General features: G+C 55.9%; 20 protein-coding genes and 2 pseudogenes. 13 read left to right on the top strand and 9 right to left on the bottom strand.

From position 1 onward, the window contains the following. Positions 1–61: 61 nt before the first annotated feature. Positions 62–619: a DcrB family lipoprotein gene (locus GNG26_RS20805; RefSeq protein WP_103824753.1), complete on the top strand. Its 558-nt coding sequence runs from the start codon at positions 62–64 to the stop codon at positions 617–619. Here the strand turns inward: GNG26_RS20805 and GNG26_RS20810 are convergent. Continuing rightward, positions 613–1,861: pseudogene (locus GNG26_RS20810) on the bottom strand (MFS transporter). The gene GNG26_RS20805 and the pseudogene GNG26_RS20810 overlap by 7 nt on opposite strands. Before the next feature lie 108 nt (positions 1,862–1,969). Between GNG26_RS20810 and GNG26_RS20815 the strand changes: the two are divergent. From GNG26_RS20815 to acpT, 3 genes and pseudogenes are all read left to right on the top strand, one after another. Next, entirely contained in the window at positions 1,970–3,043 is a 1,074-nt protein-coding gene (locus GNG26_RS20815) for an AI-2E family transporter (RefSeq protein ID WP_103824751.1), read from the top strand. 7 nt (positions 3,044–3,050) lie between these two features. Next, a pseudogene (locus GNG26_RS20820) lies at positions 3,051–3,233 on the top strand (beta-ketoacyl-ACP synthase); the annotation flags it as partial. A 2-nt stretch (positions 3,234–3,235) separates the two neighbouring features. Then, positions 3,236–3,817 carry a 4'-phosphopantetheinyl transferase AcpT gene (gene acpT / locus GNG26_RS20825; RefSeq protein WP_156239940.1) on the top strand — a complete coding sequence of 194 codons (582 nt, stop codon included), beginning with the start codon at positions 3,236–3,238 and terminating at the stop codon, positions 3,815–3,817. Between the two features lie 5 nt (positions 3,818–3,822). Here acpT and GNG26_RS20830 read toward each other — a convergent pair whose 3' ends face one another. Continuing rightward, positions 3,823–4,329, bottom strand: a complete 507-nt coding sequence (locus GNG26_RS20830) for a phenolic acid decarboxylase (RefSeq protein ID WP_103824749.1) — start codon at positions 4,327–4,329, stop codon at positions 3,823–3,825. 99 nt (positions 4,330–4,428) lie between these two features. On the opposite strand from GNG26_RS20830, the gene GNG26_RS20835 reads away from it, so the two are divergent. From GNG26_RS20835 to GNG26_RS20845, 3 genes are all read left to right on the top strand, one after another. Then, the gene (locus tag GNG26_RS20835) at positions 4,429–5,289 is read left to right on the top strand and encodes a LysR family transcriptional regulator (protein WP_103824748.1); all 861 of its coding nucleotides are present in this window, start codon (positions 4,429–4,431) and stop codon (positions 5,287–5,289) included. 54 nt (positions 5,290–5,343) lie between these two features. After that, on the top strand, positions 5,344–6,138 hold the full coding sequence (locus tag GNG26_RS20840; RefSeq protein ID WP_114385581.1) for an SDR family NAD(P)-dependent oxidoreductase: 795 nt from the start codon (positions 5,344–5,346) through the stop codon (positions 6,136–6,138). A 94-nt stretch (positions 6,139–6,232) separates the two neighbouring features. Beyond that, entirely contained in the window at positions 6,233–6,895 is a 663-nt protein-coding gene (locus tag GNG26_RS20845) for an HAD family hydrolase (protein ID WP_103824746.1), read from the top strand. Between the two features lie 82 nt (positions 6,896–6,977). Here the strand turns inward: GNG26_RS20845 and GNG26_RS20850 are convergent, their stop codons facing one another. The 3 genes from GNG26_RS20850 to GNG26_RS20860 form a co-directional block, all read right to left on the bottom strand. After that, a complete protein-coding gene (locus GNG26_RS20850; RefSeq protein ID WP_156239943.1) occupies positions 6,978–8,003 on the bottom strand; it encodes a TerC/Alx family metal homeostasis membrane protein in 1,026 nt (341 codons plus the stop codon). A gap of 156 nt (positions 8,004–8,159) precedes the next feature. Next, entirely contained in the window at positions 8,160–8,558 is a 399-nt protein-coding gene (locus GNG26_RS20855) for an ion channel (protein WP_156239945.1), read from the bottom strand. Positions 8,559–8,684: 126 nt separating this feature from the next. Beyond that, positions 8,685–9,878 carry an NAD(P)/FAD-dependent oxidoreductase gene (locus GNG26_RS20860; protein WP_156239947.1) on the bottom strand — a complete coding sequence of 398 codons (1,194 nt, stop codon included), beginning with the start codon at positions 9,876–9,878 and terminating at the stop codon, positions 8,685–8,687. Between the two features lie 230 nt (positions 9,879–10,108). Here GNG26_RS20860 and pitA point away from each other — a divergent pair, with 230 nt between their 5' ends. The 3 genes from pitA (at position 10,109) to GNG26_RS20875 (ending at position 12,544) form a co-directional block, all read left to right on the top strand. Beyond that, on the top strand, positions 10,109–11,605 hold the full coding sequence (gene pitA / locus GNG26_RS20865) for an inorganic phosphate transporter PitA (RefSeq protein WP_156239949.1): 1,497 nt from the start codon (positions 10,109–10,111) through the stop codon (positions 11,603–11,605). A 176-nt stretch (positions 11,606–11,781) separates the two neighbouring features. Next, positions 11,782–12,153: a polymorphic toxin type 44 domain-containing protein gene (locus tag GNG26_RS20870; protein WP_197080117.1), complete on the top strand. Its 372-nt coding sequence runs from the start codon at positions 11,782–11,784 to the stop codon at positions 12,151–12,153. Continuing rightward, complete coding sequence (locus tag GNG26_RS20875; protein ID WP_156239951.1) at positions 12,131–12,544, top strand: hypothetical protein; 414 nt, start codon at positions 12,131–12,133, stop codon at positions 12,542–12,544. Before GNG26_RS20870 ends, GNG26_RS20875 begins: the two co-directional genes overlap by 23 nt. 38 nt (positions 12,545–12,582) lie before the next feature. On the opposite strand, the gene uspB is transcribed toward GNG26_RS20875, so the two are convergent. Further along, positions 12,583–12,918 (bottom strand): universal stress protein UspB, encoded by a 336-nt coding sequence (gene uspB / locus GNG26_RS20880; protein ID WP_032615027.1) that lies wholly within the window; start codon positions 12,916–12,918, stop codon positions 12,583–12,585. Positions 12,919–13,203: 285 nt separating this feature from the next. Between uspB and uspA the strand changes: the two genes are divergently transcribed. Next, positions 13,204–13,641: a universal stress protein UspA gene (uspA, locus tag GNG26_RS20885; RefSeq protein ID WP_103177386.1), complete on the top strand. Its 438-nt coding sequence runs from the start codon at positions 13,204–13,206 to the stop codon at positions 13,639–13,641. A 53-nt stretch (positions 13,642–13,694) separates the two neighbouring features. Here the strand turns inward: uspA and rsmJ are convergent, their stop codons facing one another. Both rsmJ and prlC read right to left on the bottom strand, forming a co-directional pair. Beyond that, positions 13,695–14,447, bottom strand: coding sequence for a 16S rRNA (guanine(1516)-N(2))-methyltransferase RsmJ (gene rsmJ / locus GNG26_RS20890; RefSeq protein ID WP_156239953.1), 753 nt, complete (start codon positions 14,445–14,447; stop codon positions 13,695–13,697). A gap of 7 nt (positions 14,448–14,454) precedes the next feature. After that, entirely contained in the window at positions 14,455–16,497 is a 2,043-nt protein-coding gene (prlC, locus tag GNG26_RS20895; RefSeq protein WP_114388358.1) for an oligopeptidase A, read from the bottom strand. Between the two features lie 205 nt (positions 16,498–16,702). Here prlC and GNG26_RS20900 point away from each other — a divergent pair, with 205 nt between their 5' ends. Further along, positions 16,703–17,545 carry a 23S rRNA (adenine(2030)-N(6))-methyltransferase RlmJ gene (locus GNG26_RS20900; protein ID WP_156239955.1) on the top strand — a complete coding sequence of 281 codons (843 nt, stop codon included), beginning with the start codon at positions 16,703–16,705 and terminating at the stop codon, positions 17,543–17,545. A gap of 70 nt (positions 17,546–17,615) precedes the next feature. Continuing rightward, positions 17,616–18,968, top strand: a complete 1,353-nt coding sequence (gorA, locus tag GNG26_RS20905; RefSeq protein ID WP_156239957.1) for a glutathione-disulfide reductase — start codon at positions 17,616–17,618, stop codon at positions 18,966–18,968. 99 nt (positions 18,969–19,067) lie between these two features. Here the strand turns inward: gorA and GNG26_RS20910 are convergent, their stop codons facing one another. Further along, positions 19,068–19,727, bottom strand: a complete 660-nt coding sequence (locus tag GNG26_RS20910; RefSeq protein ID WP_114316471.1) for a LuxR C-terminal-related transcriptional regulator — start codon at positions 19,725–19,727, stop codon at positions 19,068–19,070. Positions 19,728–19,729 lie beyond the last annotated feature (2 nt).

Raw genomic sequence — 19,729 nt, forward strand, 5'->3', positions numbered from 1 at the left:
AACAGTTGTGATAAGATGGATTGATGCGCCGTTATGGCCGTTTATCGAAAGGAAGAATGTAATGCGCAATCTGGTTAAATATGTCGGGATTGGCCTGCTGGTGATGGGGCTGGCCGCTTGTGATAACAGCGACACGAAAACGCCAGCTCAGGCTGCGTCTGCGGAAAGCAACGCCACGGGTCAGCCGGTCAGCCTGATGGATGGCAAACTCAGTTTCTCACTGCCAGCGGATATGACCGATCAGAGCGGCAAGCTGGGCACGCAGGCGAACAATATGCACGTCTATTCCGATGCCACCGGACAGAAAGCGGTGATTGTGATCGTCGGCGACGACACCAATGAAGACCTGGGCGTGCTGGCGAAACGTCTGGAAGATCAGCAGCGCAGCCGCGACCCGCAGCTGCAGGTGGTCACCAACAAAGCCATCGATCTGAAAGGCCACAACCTGCAACAGCTGGACAGCATTATCTCTGCCAAAGGCCAGACCGCTTACTCCTCCGTGGTGCTGGGCAAAGTGGACAACAAGCTGCTGACCCTGCAGATCACGCTGCCTGCTGACGATCAGCAGAAAGCGCAAACTGCCGCAGAGAACATCATCAATACCCTCGTGATTCAGTAAGCGTCACGATGAAATGGCCTCCTCCGGAGGCCATTTTTTAGCCGCCACGTCAGCAGTAACGCCACCGCCACCAGCCCCGCTGCCGCCAGATAGATAACCGGCACCCCGGCCCATGCCATCACCAGCCCGGCCAGCGGCCCGGTCACCCCCAGCGACATATCCATAAACACCGTATAAGTCGCCAGCGCCGCCCCCTGATTCTGCTGCGGTACCGCTTTGACCGCCACCACGCCCAGCGCCGGGAAGACCAGCGAGAAGCCCGCCCCCGCAAGAAACACCCCGATCCGCGCCATCCAGGGCGCATCGGCAATACCGGTCAGCAGCAGGCCAACAATCTCAACGCTAAAGCAGATCATCGCCACGTTCAGTCCGCCCAGCCGGTTGATGCCGTTGGGGAACAGCAGGCGGGTGCCAACGAAGGCGCAGCTAAAGAGCGTCAGCGCGAAGGCCGCGCCGTCCCAGCCTTTATCGGCGTAAAACAGCGTAATGAAGGTGGCGATGACCCCAAAACCCGCCGAACCGAGGGCCAGCGCCATCCCGTACGGCCAGACGCGCCCCAGCACCGTGCGAAACGGCATCGGCTTGCCTTTGCTGGCCTTCACTTTCGGACGTGGCAGGGCGAAGAGGATCGCCAGCAGCGCCACCCCCATAATGGTCAACGCCAGCCCGCTCAGGCCGGTGTAGCGATAGCAGAGCACGCCAAGCGGCGCGCCCATCGCCATTGCACCATAGGTGACGATGCCATTCCAGGAGATCACCCGCCCGATGTGCGAAGCTCCCACTACCCCCACGCCCCACAGCGTTGAGCCCGTTCCGGCGAGACTTTGTCCGATGCCTAAAATCACCCGGCCAAAACAGAGCAGCGCCAGGCTCACCACCGGCCAGGCGCTGGTCAGCCCGGCCAGGAAATAGCTCACCCCGCTCAGGAAGCAGCCGCACAGCCCCAGCACCACAATGCTCTTTGGCCCGAACAGATCGGCATAGCGTCCGGCATAGGGGCGGCTTAACAGGGTGGCGAAGTATTGCAGGCTGATGACCAGGCCCGCCCAGAAGGCGCTAAAGCCCATGATGTCATGCACATAGCCCGGCAGGACGGCCAGCGGCAGGCCGATGGTCAGGTAGCTGGCAAAGTTGAAAATCACGACGGAAACAATACGCAGGTTGAGGCGCAATCCACTCAGTGCCGGTTCGGCGGCAGGTTCGGGCATCAGGTTCACCAGAATTTTTACAACAGTGTTTCACTATTACCACGCCAGGGAGAGAAATGCAGCAGCGACTTTAAGATTAACGGCGTCAGCCGAAGCGCTGCGGGCGCACTACACTTAGGAGCATCTTATAAGAGGAATAATCATGATAATCACGCCGCCCGATAAAACGGGTCTTCCACCCGCTGATAAAGCGGGTCTCCATATTTTAATGAAGCTGGCCTGTCTGGTGGTGATCCTGGCAGGTATTCATGCCGCAGCAGATATTCTCGTTCAGCTATTGCTGGCGCTCTTTTTCGCCATCGTCCTTAACCCCCTCGTCACCTGGTTTTTGCGCCGGGGGGTAAGCCGCCCTGTTGCCATCACCATTGTGGTGGTGGTGATGCTGATTGGGCTGACGGCGCTGTTTGGGGTGCTGGCGGCCTCGCTCAATGAATTTGCCGCTATGCTGCCGAAATACAATAAAGAGCTGACGCGCAAAATTGTCGGTCTACAGCAAATGTTCCCGTTCCTCAACCTGCACTTCTCCCCGGAGCGCATGCTGAGACGGATGGATTCAGAGAAGGTAATGACCTTTGCCACCGCGCTGATGACCCAGCTTTCCGGGGCGATGGCCAGCGTCCTGCTGCTGGTGATGACCGTGGTCTTTATGCTGTTTGAAGTGCGCCACGTGCCGTACAAGATGCGTTTTGCCCTCAATAATCCGCAGATCCACATCGCCGGTTTACACCGCGCGCTAAAAGGTGTGTCGCACTATCTGGCGCTAAAAACGCTGCTGAGTTTGTGGACCGGGGCCATTGTCTGGCTGGGGCTGACGCTGCTGGGCGTGCAGTTTGCCCTGATGTGGGGCGTGCTGGCCTTCCTGCTGAACTATGTGCCTAATATCGGCGCGGTGATCTCCGCCGTACCGCCGATGATCCAGGCCTTCCTGTTCAACGGTTTTTACGAATGCATGATGGTGGGGGCGCTGTTCCTTATCGTCCACATGGTGCTGGGCAATATCGTGGAGCCGCGAATGATGGGCCACCGGCTGGGGATGTCCACCCTGGTGGTATTCCTGTCGTTATTGATCTGGGGCTGGTTGCTCGGCCCGGTGGGGATGTTACTTTCCGTGCCGCTCACCAGCGTCTGTAAGATCTGGATGGAGACCACCCGGGGCGGCAGCAAACTGGCGATCCTGCTTGGCCCAGGCAGACCAAAAAGCAAGCTGCCGGGATAAGAGATGTATGCGCTGGTGGCGTGAGGGCGGGTTCGCGCCGCCCATCAATTTAAGACAACCGGATGAGCAATGCGGCGCGTTAGATTATATTATGGGTGAGGCCCGTCACATTGACTGCGAATATCTTCAAAGCAACACCTTCGCGTTCGGCGGCATTAATACTTCCATAATCATTAAACGCTGGGCGTGACTATGTACCAGTTCTTACTGGGAAAAATTTCTACCCTCAGCGCTGACCCTCTGGCGTCAGCGCTTTCTGAGCAGGCGCCGCAGGGCGCGCGCCGACTCCCCTGGCTGGCTGGCCGGGCGCTACTCGCTCGGGCGTTATCGCCCACCCCGGTACCGGAAATTGTCTTCGGTGAACAGGGCAAACCGGCGTTCGTCGATGCCAGACCCTACTGGTTTAACCTGAGCCACAGCGGGGATGATATCGCCCTGCTGTTAAGCGACGAAGGCGAAGTGGGCTGCGACATCGAAGTGATCCGCCCGCGGGATAACTGGCAGGCGCTGGCTAACGCCGTTTTTAGCCTCGCCGAACATGACGAGCTGGAGCGGGAGGCGCCGGAGGCAAAACTGTCGGCCTTCTGGCGCATCTGGACGCGTAAAGAGGCGATCGTCAAACAGCGCGGCGGCAGCGCCTGGCAGATTGTCAGTATCGATAGCACCTTAAGGTCGGCGCTCTGCGTCAGCCACTGTCAGTACGGCGAACTCAGCCTCGCGGTCTGTACGCCAACGCCCTTCCCCCTCCATAACGGTGCACTTCAGGTTCTGTAACCCGCTTATTTCAAATTATTCGGAAAGTCTGCCGGCAGCTCGCTGGCAGCACAGTCAATGACAGCATCGTTATTGGCACCGCAGTCGCGCACAAAGGTAATGGTGGCGAACTCATCGATGACTTCGGTTGGGTAGGCCGGGCCCGCCTCGCGATAAGAGACCATCAGCGGAATATGATCGTTCTGGAAGCAGATGGTTTTTTCCGGGTTATTCATCACCCAACGCGGGAAGAAGATCGTGCCGTGGAACAGCTTGTCGCCGAGATTCACAATCAGGCTCACATCGGTACCGGTCGGTTCAGTCCACGAGATTTTATAAATACTCTCGCCCACGCGAACGATATAAGCCTGCTGATCTTTTACCCAACGGTTTGCCACGATCCCGCTATGAATACGGTAGTCGAGCGTCTGCTCATTTTTGACATAAATCTCGTAGTTCCAGCCGTTATCGTAGGTGTAGACCAAATGTTTGCCGACGAAACCGCTTAAATCATGCTTATCAAACTGGCTCATATCCTGTCTCCTCTGTTTCAATGAGCTCATCTTACGCCTGCAAAAATTGGATGAATAACGCTATGATTTAATCAAATTCATCCAAAAATTAGATTAGTTATGCACAAAACTACCCTTGAGCAGTGGTCGCTGCTGGAACGCGTCGTTGAGTTGGGCAGCTTTGCCCGCGCCGCAGAGGAGACGCATCGCAGCCAATCTTCCGTCAGTTATAACCTGGCGTTGTTGCAGGAGCGGCTGGGCGTGGCGCTGCTGGTACAGGCGGGACGTAAGGCGGTGCTGACCCCGGAAGGGGAGCTGCTGTTAAATCAGGTCAAACCGCTGCTTAACGCCTTTACCCTGCTGGAGACGCGCGCCACGACGCTACGCAACGGGATGCGGACCCGACTGGATGTGGTGGTGGACAGCATTTTCCCTCGCCGTCACCTGTTTGCCATTCTGCGCCAGTTTCAACAGCGCTATCCGCAAACCGAGGTGAATCTGACCGAAATACTTGAGAACGCCGGCGAGGCCCTGGCCCAGAACGAAGCCGACGTGATGGTGCTAACCCGCCGCCATGATGTGACCGGGCGCGGCGAGTGGCTGATGAATATCGATTTTGTCGCCGTGGCGCATCGGGAGCATCCGCTGTTTGAACTCGATACGCCGCTCACTGATGAAATGCTACGCCCCTGGCCACTCATCCAGATCGCCGGGCAGAACTACGCCGCGCCTCCCGGCGGCGAAGCCTGGACCTTCTCCACCATCGATGCCGCTATCGATGCGGTGATGTATCAGGTGGGGTATGGCTGGCTGCCGGAAGAGCGAATTCAGCAACAGCTGGAAACCGGTGTGCTGAAAACAGTGCCCCTGAACCACGGTACGCGCCGTGCTACACCGCTGCATCTGATTGTAAAACGCACGCTCGCCCCGCTCGACGAACAGGTTGAAACCTTACTGCACCTCTTCAGCCAGCCGTCGTAAAGGTGAACTGCTACGCTTAATGGTCTGAACTTCAAATATGACAAGGAGCAGGCCGTGAAAATCGATCTTACGGGAAAAGTGGCGTTAGTAACCGCCTCCACAGGCGGCATTGGCTTCGCCATTGCCAGAGGGCTGGCGGAGAGCGGCGCCGAGGTGATTGTTAACGGACGCAGCGTCGACTCGGTTAACCGGGGCATCCAGCAGCTGCAGCAGCAGATACCGGGCGTTCAGGTGCGGGCCGCCATTGCCGACCTCAGTACGCAGGAAGGGGTGGATGCTCTGCTCCGGGTCGCTTCGGGTGTCGATATCCTCGTCAACAACGCCGGGATCTACGGCCCCCAGGATTTTTACGCCACCGACGACGAGACCTGGAATCACTACTGGCAAACCAACGTGATGTCCGGTGTGCGACTGTCGCGCGCCCTGCTGCCCGGCATGGTGCAAAAAGGCTGGGGACGGGTGGTGTTTATCTCCTCGGAGTCAGCCTGCAATATTCCGGCGGACATGATCCACTATGGCGTGACGAAAACCGCTCAGCTCTCTCTGGCGCGCGGTCTGGCAAAGTTTGTCGCCGGGAGTGGCGTCACCGTGAACAGCGTCCTGCCTGGCCCGACGATGTCGGACGGCTTTGCAGAGATGATGAAAGACGAAATAGAGAAAACCGGCAAATCCCTGGAGACGCTGGCAAAAGAGTTCGTGATGGCAAACCGCCCAAGCTCGGTGATCCAGCGGGCCGCCACGGTAGACGAGGTGGCGAACATGGTGGTTTACGTCTGTTCCCAGCAGGCATCCGCCACCTCCGGCGCGGCGCTGCGCGTGGATGGCGGCGTGGTGGACGATATTATCTAGCGCTGCCGATGGCCGCCTGTCCGCTGGCGGGTGGCATCTGACGCTAAAGCAGGTAAACTGAGGACAGAATGTGAATTTACGCTAAGACTCTGTTATGACCAATATGATTGCCGATGAGGCGATGGCAAAATCCAGCGTCCTCTCCGTGTTCGACTTTGATGGCACGCTGACCCATCACGACAGCTTTATCCCCTTCTTACGCTTTGCGTTCGGTAAGCGCTACTTTGCTGGTCGCCTGGTGCGGATGGCCTTGCCCACCCTTCACTGCGTACGCCGCAAGCTGACCCGTGATGAACTGAAAGAGGTGCTGATCAAAACCTTCCTGACTGGCGTGGATGAGCACTGGCTGCGTGAGCAGGCAGAGCGGTTCTGCGAAAAGTACTGGGACAAACTGATGCGCCCGCAGGGGGTGCTGGCGGTGGCGGCGGAGGTGAACTCCGGCGCAGAAGTAACTATCTGCTCTGCCTCCCCGGCGCTGGTGTTGCAGCCCTGGGCCGACAAGCTTGGCATTAAACTTATCGGCACCCAGCTGGAAGTCAAAGAGGGCAAGCTGACCGGGCGGATCACCGGCCATAACTGTCGCTGTGCGCAGAAAGTGGCCCGGCTGGAGAGCGTGTACGGCAGCCTGACCAACTACCACGTGCGCGCCTGGGGCGATACCCGTGGCGATCACGAGCTGCTGGCGGCGGCGCAGGATCCGCACTGGCGTCATTTCCATCCGCCGCGCGCGCGCCGCAACTCACCGATCAAGCTGTAAACCCTGCCGGGTGGCAGCTTCGCCTTACCCGGCCTACAGGGCTTGTAGGCCCGGCAAGCACAGCGCGGCCGGGCAAAATCCGTCAGGCTTCCCGTTTCCCCGGGAACAGCAGGCTCGCCAGAATCCCCGCCGCCAGCACGCCTAACACCACCAACAGACTCGCCGTGGCGCCGATACCGTAGCCGTGGTGCCAGAAGTGATCCGTCGCGTTCAGACCAAGCTTAAAGGCGACGAAGAAGAGCAGCGCGATCACCGCTTTCTCCAGATGCACCAGATACTGCTTCAGCGCCTCCAGCACGAAGTAGAGGGTACGCAGGCCGAGGATGGCGAACATCATGGCGCTGTAGATAATCAGCGGCTCGCGGCTGACCGCAATGATCGCGGGCACCGAGTCAAAGGCGAACATCACGTCTGACAGTTCCACTACCGCCACACAGAGCAGCAGCGGCGTGGCATAGCGCTTCGCCTTCTTCACCCGCCCGACCATCACATCCTGGTTTTCAGGCTTAGCCAGCTCGGCATCCACCTCTTTCTGGCTGAGAAGAAACGCGTTACCGGTAATTTTTGGCCAGATCGGATAGAAGCGTTTTACCGCGCGGTAAGCCAGATGCTGGGAGTAATCTTCAATCTCGTCCTGCTCTTCGCCGCGTTTAAGCATCATCACCGCCGTCCAGGCCACAATCAGGGCGAAGACCACTTCAACGTATGGCCCCAGGCTCAGCAGGCTGGTGCCGATAGCGACGAAGATCCCGCGGAAGACAATCGCGCCAATCACCCCCCAGTAGAGCACCCGGTGACGATACTGATCCGGCACACCAAACCAGGCGAAGATCGCCATCATCACGAAGAGGTTATCAACGGAGAGCACCTCTTCCAGGGCGTAACCGGTGAGGAACAGGCTCGCCACTTCGGCACCGTGATGCACGTAGAGGAACCCGGCGAACGCCATCGCCATCATCACCCAGAAGAGGGACCAGAGTGAGGCGCTTTTCAGTGAAATTGGTTTGTCATGGCGATGCATGAAGAGGTCGATAAACATCGCCCCGACAGCCATAACCACAAAAACAATAACGGTTTCCGTCGGGAAACCGAGATGAGCAGAGGACATAGACAACCCTTTTTGAAGACAAAATACACACCATGCAGACTGGCGAAGCCAGTAAAGAAAAAGAGGGACCGTTTACCGGCTCTCCTCTTAAAACGCATAACCCTGCGTGAGGGAGTGTACTTTACCTCACAATGCGGAGGTTCTGCCATCGGCGCTTTACTGGCTCATGCCGCGCAGCCGTTGCAGGACAGCCACCAGCACCGCCACTGACCAGCCAACCATCAGCGCGCCAACCAGTCCTTCCACCCCGCCAATCAGTCGCCAGTGTTCCGACAACGTGACATCGCCGTACCCTACTGTAGCGTAGCTGACCAGCGAGAAATAGAAGCTGGTGTTCCAGTCAGTAAATGCGCCGACGAAGCGATAGAAAACGGCAAACAGGCTGGCTTCAAGCAGATGGGCAAACAGGGCAGTCATGATGATAACGATATTGCGGAACACAACACGCATCACCGATTCCACATTCAGGTTGATAAACTTCAGGATAATAAACATCCATGTGGAATGAATGATCACCGTCAGGTTGATCAAAATAATAATGCTCACAAGCTGCATATCACACTCTCTGAAAGGTGACGCAATACGCCCTGCTCAACAGAGCAGGGCGTAAAATAGCGGAACGTTTGAGATGCAGTGTAGCGGATGGGGGCGAGTCCAGGGCGCTATCGTGGCGCCGGAGCACTACCTTCCTGCCAGCGCCTCTGCGCAGGCCCAGGCGCTGGCCCACGCCCACTGGAAGTTATAGCCACCCAGCCAGCCGGTGACGTCCATGACCTCGCCGATAAAATAGAGTCCCGGCACGTTGCGGGCCTCCATGGTGCGCGAAGAGAGTTCGTTGGTGTCCACACCCCCCAGCGTCACTTCCGCGGTGCGATACCCTTCGGTGCCGTTGGGCTGGACGCGCCAGGCGCTTAAGGTCTCCACCAGCGTCTGCTGGTCACGGCTGTTGAGCTGCTTCAACGACACATCGGGAATTTGCCCCAGCAGCTGCAGGCACTCCACCAGCCGTTTCGGCAGCTGCATTGCCAGGGTATTCTTCAGGCTCTGGTTAGGGTGCGCCGCCCGCTGCTCATTGAGGAAGCTCTCCAGATCGCAATCCGGCACTAAATTGATGGTGACGAACTCGCCCGGCTGCCAGTAGCTGGAGATTTGCAGTACCGCCGGACCGGAGAGGCCGCGATGGGTGAACAGCAGATTCTCACGAAACAGCGTGCCGTCTTCGGCGGTAATCACCGACGGCACCGACACGCCGGAGAGCGTTTGCAGCTGCTCCAGCAACGGCTTATGCAGGGTAAATGGCACCAGGCCGGCACGGGTGGGTAACACCTTCAGGCCAAACTGCTCGGCAATTTTATAGCCAAACGGTGTGGCACCCAGCCCCGGCATTGAGAGCCCGCCGCTGGCGATCACCAGTTTTTCTGCGCTCACGGTTTCGCCATTAAGCTGCAGCGTGTACCCTGCGTCGTCACGCGCTACATCCAGCACTTCGCTGCGAAGTCGCAGGGTAACCTGGCCTTTTTCACACTCCGCCACCAGCATATCGACGATTTGTTGTGCGGAATCGTCGCAAAATAATTGCCCCAGCGTTTTCTCATGCCAGGCGATCCCATGTTTACCCACGAGGTCGATGAAGTCCCACTGGGTGTAGCGCGCCAACGCAGATTTGCAAAAATGACGGTTCTGGCTCAGATATGCCGCAGGTTCGATATAAAGGTTAGTAAAGTTGCAGCGGCCCCCACCAGACATCAGGATTTTACGACCTGGTTTTTTGCCGTTATCGAGCAGCAGAACCCGGCGTCCTGCCTGTCCGGCCATCGCCGCACAGAATAAACCCGCCGCACCTGCGCCAATAATGATGGCATCGTACTTTTCCACGTCTCGATCCTCCTGGTTTTCAGGGCGCGAATTGTAAAGTTTCCTCAAGAAACGCACCAGCGTAAAAATCTGTAATTTCATGCATTTCTTTGAAATTTAAAAAGTAATTCTTTTGCTGCTACGCTTATGTCAGTAAGCAAATCAAAAAAAGGCTATATTTCACTTTGCCCGTTGCGCATTTGTCCTGGATAATGCGCCGCGTTCATGTCCTCAAAATGGCGTAACGTCCTATGCTACATTTGTTTGCTGGCCTGGATTTCCATACCGGGCTTTTACTTTTGCTTGCTCTGGCCTTTGTATTGTTCTACGAAGCGATTAACGGCTTCCACGATACTGCAAACGCAGTGGCAACGGTTATCTACACCCGGGCATTACGATCGCAAGTTGCGGTGGTGATGGCTGCAGTGTTTAACTTCTTTGGCGTTCTTCTTGGAGGTCTGAGCGTAGCCTACGCCATTGTGCATATGCTGCCAACGGATCTGCTGTTGAACGTCAGCTCTGGTCATGGCCTTGCTATGGTCTTCTCCCTGCTGTTTGCTGCAATTATCTGGAACCTCGGTACCTGGTATTTCGGCCTGCCAGCATCCAGTTCCCACACGCTGATCGGCGCTATCATCGGTATTGGTTTAACCAATGCGCTGATGACCGGTACGTCTGTGGTGGACGCACTGAACATCCCTAAAGTTCTGGGTATTTTCGGTTCACTGATTATTTCCCCGATTGTCGGTCTGGTTGTGGCGGGGGGGTTAATCTTCCTGCTGCGTCGTTACTGGAGCGGTACGAAAAAACGTGCCCGTATCCACCTGACGCCAGCAGAGCGTGAAAAGAAAGACGGCAAGAAGAAGCCGCCATTCTGGACGCGTATCGCTCTGATCATCTCTGCAATCGGCGTGGCTTTCTCGCACGGCGCAAACGACGGTCAGAAAGGCATTGGTCTGGTGATGCTGGTGCTGATCGGCGTGGCCCCGGCGGGCTTCGTGGTCAATATGAATGCGTCCGGTTACGAAATTACCCGTACCCGTGATGCCATCAACAACGTTGAAACCTATTTCCAGCAGCATCCTGACCTGCTGAAAAAAGCGACCGGCGTTGACCAGTTGATCCCTTCTCCGGAAGCGGGCGCTACCAAACCGGCGGAGTTCCATTGCCATCCGGCTAATGCGATCAGTGCCCTGGAGCGCGCCAAAGGCATGCTGACGGACGTTGAAAGCTACGACAAGCTCTCCGTAGAGCAGCGTGGCCAGATGCGCCGCATCATGCTGTGCATCTCTGACGTCACCGACAAAGTGGCTAAGCTGCCTGAAGTCTCTGCCGACGACAAACGTCTGCTGAAGAAGCTGAAAGTCGACATGCTGAACACCATTGAGTACGCACCGATCTGGATCATCATGGCGGTTGCGCTGGCGCTGGGTCTCGGTACGATGATTGGCTGGCGTCGCGTAGCAACAACCATCGGCGAGAAGATTGGTAAGAAAGGCATGACCTATGCCCAGGGGATGTCCGCTCAGATGACGGCGGCAGTCTCTATCGGTCTGGCCAGCTACACCGGTATGCCGGTATCCACTACCCACGTTCTCTCTTCGTCCGTGGCGGGTACCATGCTGGTTGATGGCGGTGGTCTGCAACGCAAAACCGTGACCAGCATTCTGATGGCCTGGGTATTTACCCTGCCGGCATCCATTCTGCTGTCTGGCGGTCTGTACTGGATCTCCCTGCAATTCCTGTAATCGCAGGCAGGTTACGCGAAGAGCGGGTCAGGTAACTGGCCCGCTTTTTTTATGGCTGCGATTTAAGCTTATTCCATTGTTAACATAAGGAAAACCTGAACATTTTTTGTTCACTCCGTTGACAGGGAAATCATTATCATGCCGGGTGCGATTAATTATCATGCAATGGAGAATGTATGGCTTCTGTACCTACCCCTGGACCGGGCTCAATCGTCATCGCTAACAATATGCGCGAAGCGCGTCGACATGGCATGTCGCGCAATATGGCAACGCCTTCGACCTATTACTGGTTTTATCAAAAGGTCAGAAATGGTGGGCCATGGGACTACAAAAAATTCGATCCGTACTACGCAGCATTTGGTAATTTCAATTTCGGGGCTGCCGGTACGGCTATCCTCCTGATGGGCGCGGGATGGGCTCGGGGGCGTGCGGGTACATCGAAAGCTGAATGGGGAAAATGGTATGAAAAGCCCCCTTACGGAGATGATCCGACAGACCAGCGCAATATCAGAGAAGGAATAGAATATGCCATTCAAAACGGCTATTAAATGGACCCACCGGTTTGTCACGCTTGCGCTACTAATTCTGGTCTTAGGGTTCATGTGGCTAAACCACCAGCCCGATCCGCGAGAGGGTGATGAACTGCAACGGATTTATAAATTATCTGACAGCGTCTGGCTCTATATGACGGTTAACGATAAGGGTGGTGCAACGGTACCCATAATCTACCGTTACTATCTGTCAAAAGAGATACGCGGGGAAAAGAGGGACATTATTCGAAAGCTTGCCATGCGCGTTCCGGTACTTGAGGGAACAGGCACAATCACTGATGCCAGCATAGGGAGTAACGGCGAAGTGAACATCTCCTACAGTGGGAAAATATTCTCAGTGCAGAAAGATATCTCAAACCTTCGGTTTACGGTTTTACCCGATAAGTGACAAAAGGAAGGCGAGGTTTGACCCGCCTTCCTCTGTGCTCAATGCCAGATGAGGAGAGCAATCATGCTCACCACCACAAGGCCACACAGTGCGCTGGTCAGGATGAACTGACGACGCAGGCGCTCACAGCGACGGATAAACTCATCATCATGATGATCGCGATAACGCTGGGCGTAGATATACCACACCAGGCGCATCTGTTTGCTGGGCTGCCCGTGCGAGGTAAAGAAGCCCCCGCCGTCCACATATTGATAAAGCAACGGATCGCAGCCACGCAGTACCACTAATAGCGCGCGCAAGGATGAGAAATAACGCGCCATATTCACAATGCAAACCACACATAACGCCCAAAACAATGCGACGGTGCTAATCATACTTCCTCCCCGGCGTCCGCCCTCGAAGCAACGCTTCGGGACTACCGCACCCCAATGCCCTGACAGACGGTTCAGTGATAGAGAGACTCAAAAGCCGATCGGCTTCACATTTTATTATCCGAACGGCTTATTCAATAGTGTAGGAGATCAGTTAATTTTTTTGCCACAAGGTTAATCGTTATCAACACCAATGCTTGAAAATTTTGTTTAACTAAGCCGTAATGAAAGCAGGTAGACGACTGCTACACGCATTGGTCATCGATAACTTAAGGAAGGAGTAACACTATGGCTTATAAACATATTCTGATCGCTGTTGACCTCTCCCCGGAGAGCAAAGTGCTGGTTGATAAAGCGGTATCCATGGCGCGTCCGTACAATGCGAAAGTTTCCTTAATTCATGTGGACGTTAACTACTCCGATCTTTATACCGGCCTGATCGATGTGAATCTGGGGGACATGCAGAAGCGTATCTCTGAAGAGACCCACCATGCGCTGACCGAACTTTCCACGAATGCGGGCTATCCGATCACCGAAACCCTGAGCGGCAGCGGCGACCTGGGCCAGGTTCTGGTCGATGCGATTAAGAAATACGATATGGATCTAGTGGTCTGCGGCCATCACCAGGATTTCTGGAGCAAGCTTATGTCGTCAGCCCGTCAGCTGATTAACACCGTACATGTGGATATGCTGATTGTGCCGCTGCGCGACGAAGACGACGAGTAAGGCGGGATTGCCTGAATGTAGGCCGGGTAAGGCGAAGCCGCCACCCGGCTTTTTTATTCCGGGGTGCCGGAATAGATATCAAACCGGTGCCCTTTGGTGGTCACCGCATTGGTCGTCGCAACCTCCGCCAGCGGCGGCGCATAGTCAGGACGTTTCACTACCACCCGCTTCGTGGCCAGCAGACGCGCAGGCGCCAGCAGGCCATCCGCATCCAGATCCGGCCCCACCAGCGACTGAAACACCCGCATCTCTTTCTTCACCAGCGCGCTTTTCTGCTTATGCGGGAACATCGGGTCGAGATAAACCACCTGCGGGCGTGGGGTGATATCGGTCAGTGCCGTCAGGCTTGAGGCGTGGATCAGCTGTAACCGCTCCTGCAACCACGAACCAATTTCCGGGTCGGCATAGCCGCGCGCCAGTCCATCGTCGAGCAATGCCGCAACCACTGGATTGCGCTCCAGCATCCGCACCCGACAGCCCACCGAGGCCAGCACAAAAGCATCACGCCCGAGTCCCGCCGTGGCATCCACCACATCCGGCAGGTAGCTGCCCTTAATCCCTACCGCTTTGGCCACCGCTTCGCCGCGTCCGCCGCCAAACTTGCGCCGGTGCGCCATCGCCCCACCGACAAAATCGACGAAAATGCCGCCGAGTTTGGGCTCGTCGCGCTTACGCAGCTCCAGATGGTCCGGGGTCATCACCAGCGCCATCAGGTTTTCTTCATCGTGTTCCAGCCCCCAGCGGGCCGCCAGAACAGATAAGGCGCCGTCTCCGGCGCCTGTTTCATCAACTAAGTGAATCTTCACGAATCAACTAACCCTTGATGCCGTAATGCTCAAGCATCGCGTCCAGCTGAGGCTCGCGGCCACGGAAGCGTTTGAACAGCTCCATTGGCTCTTCAGAGCCGCCACGGGTCAGGATGTTATCGAGGAACGACTGGCCGGTTTCGCGGTTGAAAATTCCCTCTTCCTCGAAGCGGGAGTAAGCGTCTGCCGCCAGCACGTCGGCCCACAGGTAGCTGTAGTAACCCGCCGCATAACCGCCCGCAAAGATATGGCTGAACGCGTGCGGGAAGCGTCCCCAGGCCGGACCTGGAATAAGGGCAACCTGCTTCTTGATCTCCGCCAGGGTTTCGAGGACCTTCGCCCCCTGCTCCGGGCTGAACTCCGCATGCAGACGGAAATCGAACAGGCCGAACTCCAGCTGACGCAGGATGAACATCGCCGCCTGGTAGTTTTTCGCTTCCAGCATCTTATCCAGCAGCGCTTTTGGCAGCGGCTCGCCGGTCTCGTAGTGGCCGGAGATAAACGCCAGCGCGTCCGGCTCCCAGCACCAGTTTTCCATAAACTGGCTCGGCAGCTCCACTGCATCCCACGGTACACCGCTGATACCGGCAACGCCTGCCGCTTCAATGCGGGTCAGCATGTGATGCAGACCATGGCCGAACTCGTGGAACAGGGTAATCACTTCGTCATGGGTGAACAGCGCAGGTTTGCCGTTAACCGGACGGTTGAAGTTACAGGTCAGATAAGCAACCGGCTTTTGCAGCGAGCCGTCGGCTTTACGCATCTGCCCTACACAGTCATCCATCCAGGCGCCGCCGCGTTTATTTTCGCGAGCGTAGAGGTCTAGATAGAAGCTGCCGCGCAGTTCGTTCTGGTCGTCATACAGCTCGAAGAAACGCACGTCGTCGTGCCACACTTCCACATCGTTGCGCTCTTTAGCAGTGATGCCGTAAATGCGTTTCACCACTTCGAACAGGCCGTTAACGGCTTTGTTTTCCGGGAAGTACGGACGCAGCTGCTCATCGCTGATGCTGTAGAGATGCTGCTTCTGTTTCTCGCTGTAATAGGCGATATCCCACGGCTGCAACTCATCGACGCCGAACTCCGCTTTCGCAAAGGCGCGCAGCTGGGCCAGCTCTTTCTCGCCCTGAGGACGGGCGCGTTTGGCCAGATCGGTTAAGAAATCGAGTACCTGCTGCGGGTTCTCAGCCATTTTGGTGGCAAGAGATTTGTCCGCGTAGCTGTCAAAGCCCAGCAGCTGCGCCAACTCGTGACGCAGGGCAAGAATTTCCGCCATCACCGGGGTGTTATCCCACTTACCGGCGTTCGGGCCCTGATCGGATGCGCGGGTGCTGTAGGCGCGATACATCTCTTCACGCAGGGCCTGGTTGTCGCAGTAGGTCATGACCGGCAGATAGCTCGGGATATCCAGCGTCAACAGATAACCTTCCTGCTCTTTCGCTTCGGCTTGCGCTTTTGCTGCCGCCAGCGCGCTTTCCGGCATGCCAGCCAGCTCCGCTTCGTCGGTAATCAGCTTCGTCCAGCCCATGGTGGCATCCAGCACGTTGTTGCTGTACTGGTTGCCCAGCTCAGACAGGCGCGTCGCGATTTCGCCGTAGCGCTGCTGCTTCTCTTTTGCCAGACCGATGCCCGACAGTTCAAAATCGCGCAGCGCATTATCAACAGCCTTTTTCTGCGCGATATTCAGCGTCGCATAGTGATCGCCATCGCGCAGGTCGCGGTACGCTTTGTAGAGCCCTTCGTGCTGCCCGACCCAGGTACTGTATTCCGACAGCAGCGGCAGAGTTTGTTCGTAGGCTTCACGCAGTTCCGGGCTGTTTTTCACCGAGTTGAGGTGGCTGACCGGGGAGAAGATGCGGCCAAGCACATCATCCACTTCCGCCAGCGGCTGACACAGGTTTTCCCAGGTGTAGGGAGCGCCGTTCGCCACCACGCTCTCCACTGCACTACGGCAATCGTCCAGCGCTTTAGTGACCGCAGGGACAACATGTTCAGGCCGAATGGAGGAGAACGGTGGCAACGAAAAAGGCGTCAGTAATGGGTTGGTCATAAGCACTGTCCTGTTAAATGAGTGAATGAAGCGCACATCCTGCGCGAGCATATTGTTTCCAGGATGGGGTTAAGTGTAGTGAATTTCAATGGCTGCGGTGACAGAAAAAGCGTGGGCCCGACGGCGCTTTCCGGGCCTGCGGGTATTCTGTGTCGTTCTGCGGTAAACTGTGGAAAATCGTTTACTCAGTGGAATTCATCTACCCATGCTCAGTTATCGCCACAGCTTTCACGCGGGCAACCACGCCGACGTCCTTAAACACACCGTTCAGAGCCTGATTATCGAAGCGCTAAAAGAGAAAGATAAGCCTTTTCTTTATCTGGACACCCATGCTGGCGCGGGCCGCTATCAGCTGAGCGGCGAGCATGCCGAGCGCACCGGGGAGTACCTAGAAGGCATCGCCCGCATCTGGCAGCAGGATGACCTGCCGGCGGAGCTTGAGCCGTATATCGGCGTGATCAATCATTTTAACCGCAGCGGCCAGTTACGCTACTACCCAGGTTCTCCGCTGATCGCCCGCCAGCTGCTGCGCGAGCAGGACAGCATTCAGCTGACCGAACTGCACCCGAGCGATTACCCGCTGCTGCGCTCTGAATTCCAGAAAGACAGCCGCGCGCGCGTGGAAAAGTCGGACGGCTATCAGCAGCTGAAAGCGAAGTTACCGCCGGTGTCCCGTCGCGGCCTGGTGCTGATCGACCCGCCATACGAAATCAAAAGCGATTACCAGGCGGTGGTTACCGGCATCAACGAGGGCTACAAACGCTTTGCCACTGGCACCTATGCGCTGTGGTATCCGGTGGTGCTGCGTTCGCAGATCAAGCGCATGAGCAAGGATCTGGAAGCGACCGGCATCCGTAAGATCCTGCAAATTGAGCTGGCGGTTCTCCCGGACAGCGATCGACGCGGTATGACCGCCTCCGGCATGATTGTGATTAACCCGCCCTGGAAGCTTGAAGCGCAGATGAATAACGTCCTGCCGTGGCTGCACAAAAAGCTGGTCCCGGCCGGTACTGGCCATACTACCGTTAGCTGGATCGTGCCAGAGTAATTGCAGTCATCGATGGAAACTATTGATTTCAGGTATACAATCGCGGCAATTAACGATTAAGGATAAGACCATGACTAAGCATTATGACTACATCGCTATCGGCGGCGGCAGCGGCGGTATCGCCTCGATTAACCGTGCGGCCATGTATGGCCAAAAGTGCGCGCTGATTGAAGCAAAAGATCTCGGCGGCACCTGCGTTAACGTTGGTTGTGTACCGAAAAAAGTGATGTGGCATGCAGCGCAGATCCGCGAGGCCATCCACCTGTATGGCCCGGATTACGGTTTTGATACCACCATTAACAATTTCGACTGGGATCGCCTGATCGCCAGCCGCACCGCTTACATCGACCGCATTCACACCTCCTACGATAACGTACTGGGTAAGAACAACGTCGACGTAATCCGCGGTTTTGCCCGCTTTGTCGATGCGAAGACGATCGAAGTCAACGGTGAAACGATCACTGCCGATCATATCCTGATCGCCACCGGTGGCCGCCCGAGCCATCCGGCTATTCCGGGTGCGGAATACGGTATCGACTCCGACGGTTTCTTTGAGCTGCCTGCTCTGCCGAAACGCGTTGCCATCGTTGGCGCGGGTTACATCGCCGTGGAGCTGGCGGGCGTGATTAACGGCCTCGGCGCCGAAGCGCACCTGTTTGTGCGTAAACACGCGCCGCTGCGCAACTTTGATCCGCTGATCGTCGATACGCTGGTGGAAGTGATGAATGCTGAAGGACCGCATCTGCATACGGAAGCCATTCCGAAAGCGGTTGTGAAAAACGCTGACGGTAGCCTGACCCTTGAGCTGGAAGATGGCCGCAGCCAGACCGTGGATTGCCTGATCTGGGCCATTGGCCGTGAACCCGCAAACGACAACTTCAACCTGGCCGTCACGGGTGTCAAAACCAATGAGAAAGGCTATATCATTGTCGATAAGTTCCAGAACACCAGCGTACCAGGCATCTACGCCGTGGGCGATAACACCGGTGCCGTTGAACTGACCCCGGTGGCTGTCGCCGCGGGACGTCGTCTTTCCGAGCGCCTGTTTAACAACAAACCGGACGAGCACCTGGACTACAACAACATCCCGACCGTAGTCTTCAGCCACCCGCCAATCGGTACCGTTGGTTTAACCGAACCTCAGGCGCGCGCGCACTATGGCGACGACCAGGTGAAAGTGTATAAATCCGCCTTCACCGCCATGTATACCGCGGTAACGTCTCACCGTCAGCCGTGCCGCATGAAGTTAGTGTGCGTCGGCCCGGATGAGAAGATTGTCGGCATTCACGGTATCGGCTTTGGTATGGATGAGATCCTGCAGGGCTTTGCGGTCGCGCTGAAAATGGGTGCGACCAAGAAAGACTTTGATAATACCGTGGCTATTCACCCAACGGCGGCAGAAGAGTTCGTGACCATGCGTTAATGCATGTAAATACTCGCTTTAAACCTCTCTGAAAAACTGGCAATACAGCGCCAGTTTTTCAGCTTTTATATGACATCAGAAAGATGAATCATATGCATACTATTTTTGATGGAAAACATCATTTAGCAGTACAAATAATTCTGCGTCAGTTTCTACGCCGAGTTTTCGCATCGCATTACATTTATGCGCGCTAACGGTTTTAATACTTAGCGTTTTCATTTTCGCAATGTGTTGTAAATCCATACCATTGAGTAAATGCTTTAATACATCCATTTCACTTCGCGTCAGACTGGATATCATTCTGTCATTTTTATCATTGATATGAGAGAGAGCAGTGTAGATTTTTGGACTTAACACCCGCCTCTGAGCAAACGCTTTTTTGAAGTAATTCTCAGTGTCTGCCATCGACTCTCCACGTGCGATCAAGCTGATATTTTGCTGATTAAATAATTTCCATAATTCTTTACTGTCATGACAAAAGGTATACACAACCATATTCAGGTTGGGAAATTGCGAACCCAGGTGTAACAAAGTATCCACCCCTTCCTGCAGACTTTCCTCTACGCTTTGCAGGTCGGTAATGAGAATATCGACCGACTGATACATCAATGCTTCTGAAATTTTACTCAGACTCGTCTCTTTAATCAGAATATTACATGTTGGCGCGATGGATTGAATGAGTGTCGACAGACCAAAAAGTGCCAGAGGGTGGCTGTCCATCAATGCGGCTGTTTGAGGCCAGAGGGAGATTAAGTTCATAG

The sequence above is a fragment of the Leclercia sp. J807 genome (assembly GCF_009734465.1).
GTDB lineage: Bacteria > Pseudomonadota > Gammaproteobacteria > Enterobacterales > Enterobacteriaceae > Enterobacter.

Excerpts from the sequence above, each read along its gene's own strand:
- GNG26_RS20875 (WP_156239951.1), top strand. The coding sequence starts at position 12,131 with ATGCCATTCAAAACGGCTATTAAATGGACCCACCGGTTTGTCACGCTT.
- pitA (WP_156239949.1), top strand. The coding sequence starts at position 10,109 with ATGCTACATTTGTTTGCTGGCCTGGATTTCCATACCGGGCTTTTACTT.
- GNG26_RS20845 (WP_103824746.1), top strand. The coding sequence starts at position 6,233 with ATGACCAATATGATTGCCGATGAGGCGATGGCAAAATCCAGCGTCCTC.
- GNG26_RS20900 (WP_156239955.1), top strand. The coding sequence starts at position 16,703 with ATGCTCAGTTATCGCCACAGCTTTCACGCGGGCAACCACGCCGACGTC.
- GNG26_RS20850 (WP_156239943.1), bottom strand. The coding sequence starts at position 8,003 with ATGTCCTCTGCTCATCTCGGTTTCCCGACGGAAACCGTTATTGTTTTT.
- GNG26_RS20815 (WP_103824751.1), top strand. The coding sequence starts at position 1,970 with ATGATAATCACGCCGCCCGATAAAACGGGTCTTCCACCCGCTGATAAA.
- acpT (WP_156239940.1), top strand. The coding sequence starts at position 3,236 with ATGTACCAGTTCTTACTGGGAAAAATTTCTACCCTCAGCGCTGACCCT.
- GNG26_RS20835 (WP_103824748.1), top strand. The coding sequence starts at position 4,429 with ATGCACAAAACTACCCTTGAGCAGTGGTCGCTGCTGGAACGCGTCGTT.
- GNG26_RS20870 (WP_197080117.1), top strand. The coding sequence starts at position 11,782 with ATGGCTTCTGTACCTACCCCTGGACCGGGCTCAATCGTCATCGCTAAC.
- uspB (WP_032615027.1), bottom strand. The coding sequence starts at position 12,918 with ATGATTAGCACCGTCGCATTGTTTTGGGCGTTATGTGTGGTTTGCATT.
- GNG26_RS20805 (WP_103824753.1), top strand. The coding sequence starts at position 62 with ATGCGCAATCTGGTTAAATATGTCGGGATTGGCCTGCTGGTGATGGGG.
- prlC (WP_114388358.1), bottom strand. The coding sequence starts at position 16,497 with ATGACCAACCCATTACTGACGCCTTTTTCGTTGCCACCGTTCTCCTCC.
- gorA (WP_156239957.1), top strand. The coding sequence starts at position 17,616 with ATGACTAAGCATTATGACTACATCGCTATCGGCGGCGGCAGCGGCGGT.
- GNG26_RS20855 (WP_156239945.1), bottom strand. The coding sequence starts at position 8,558 with ATGCAGCTTGTGAGCATTATTATTTTGATCAACCTGACGGTGATCATT.
- GNG26_RS20910 (WP_114316471.1), bottom strand. The coding sequence starts at position 19,727 with ATGAACTTAATCTCCCTCTGGCCTCAAACAGCCGCATTGATGGACAGC.
- GNG26_RS20830 (WP_103824749.1), bottom strand. The coding sequence starts at position 4,329 with ATGAGCCAGTTTGATAAGCATGATTTAAGCGGTTTCGTCGGCAAACAT.
- uspA (WP_103177386.1), top strand. The coding sequence starts at position 13,204 with ATGGCTTATAAACATATTCTGATCGCTGTTGACCTCTCCCCGGAGAGC.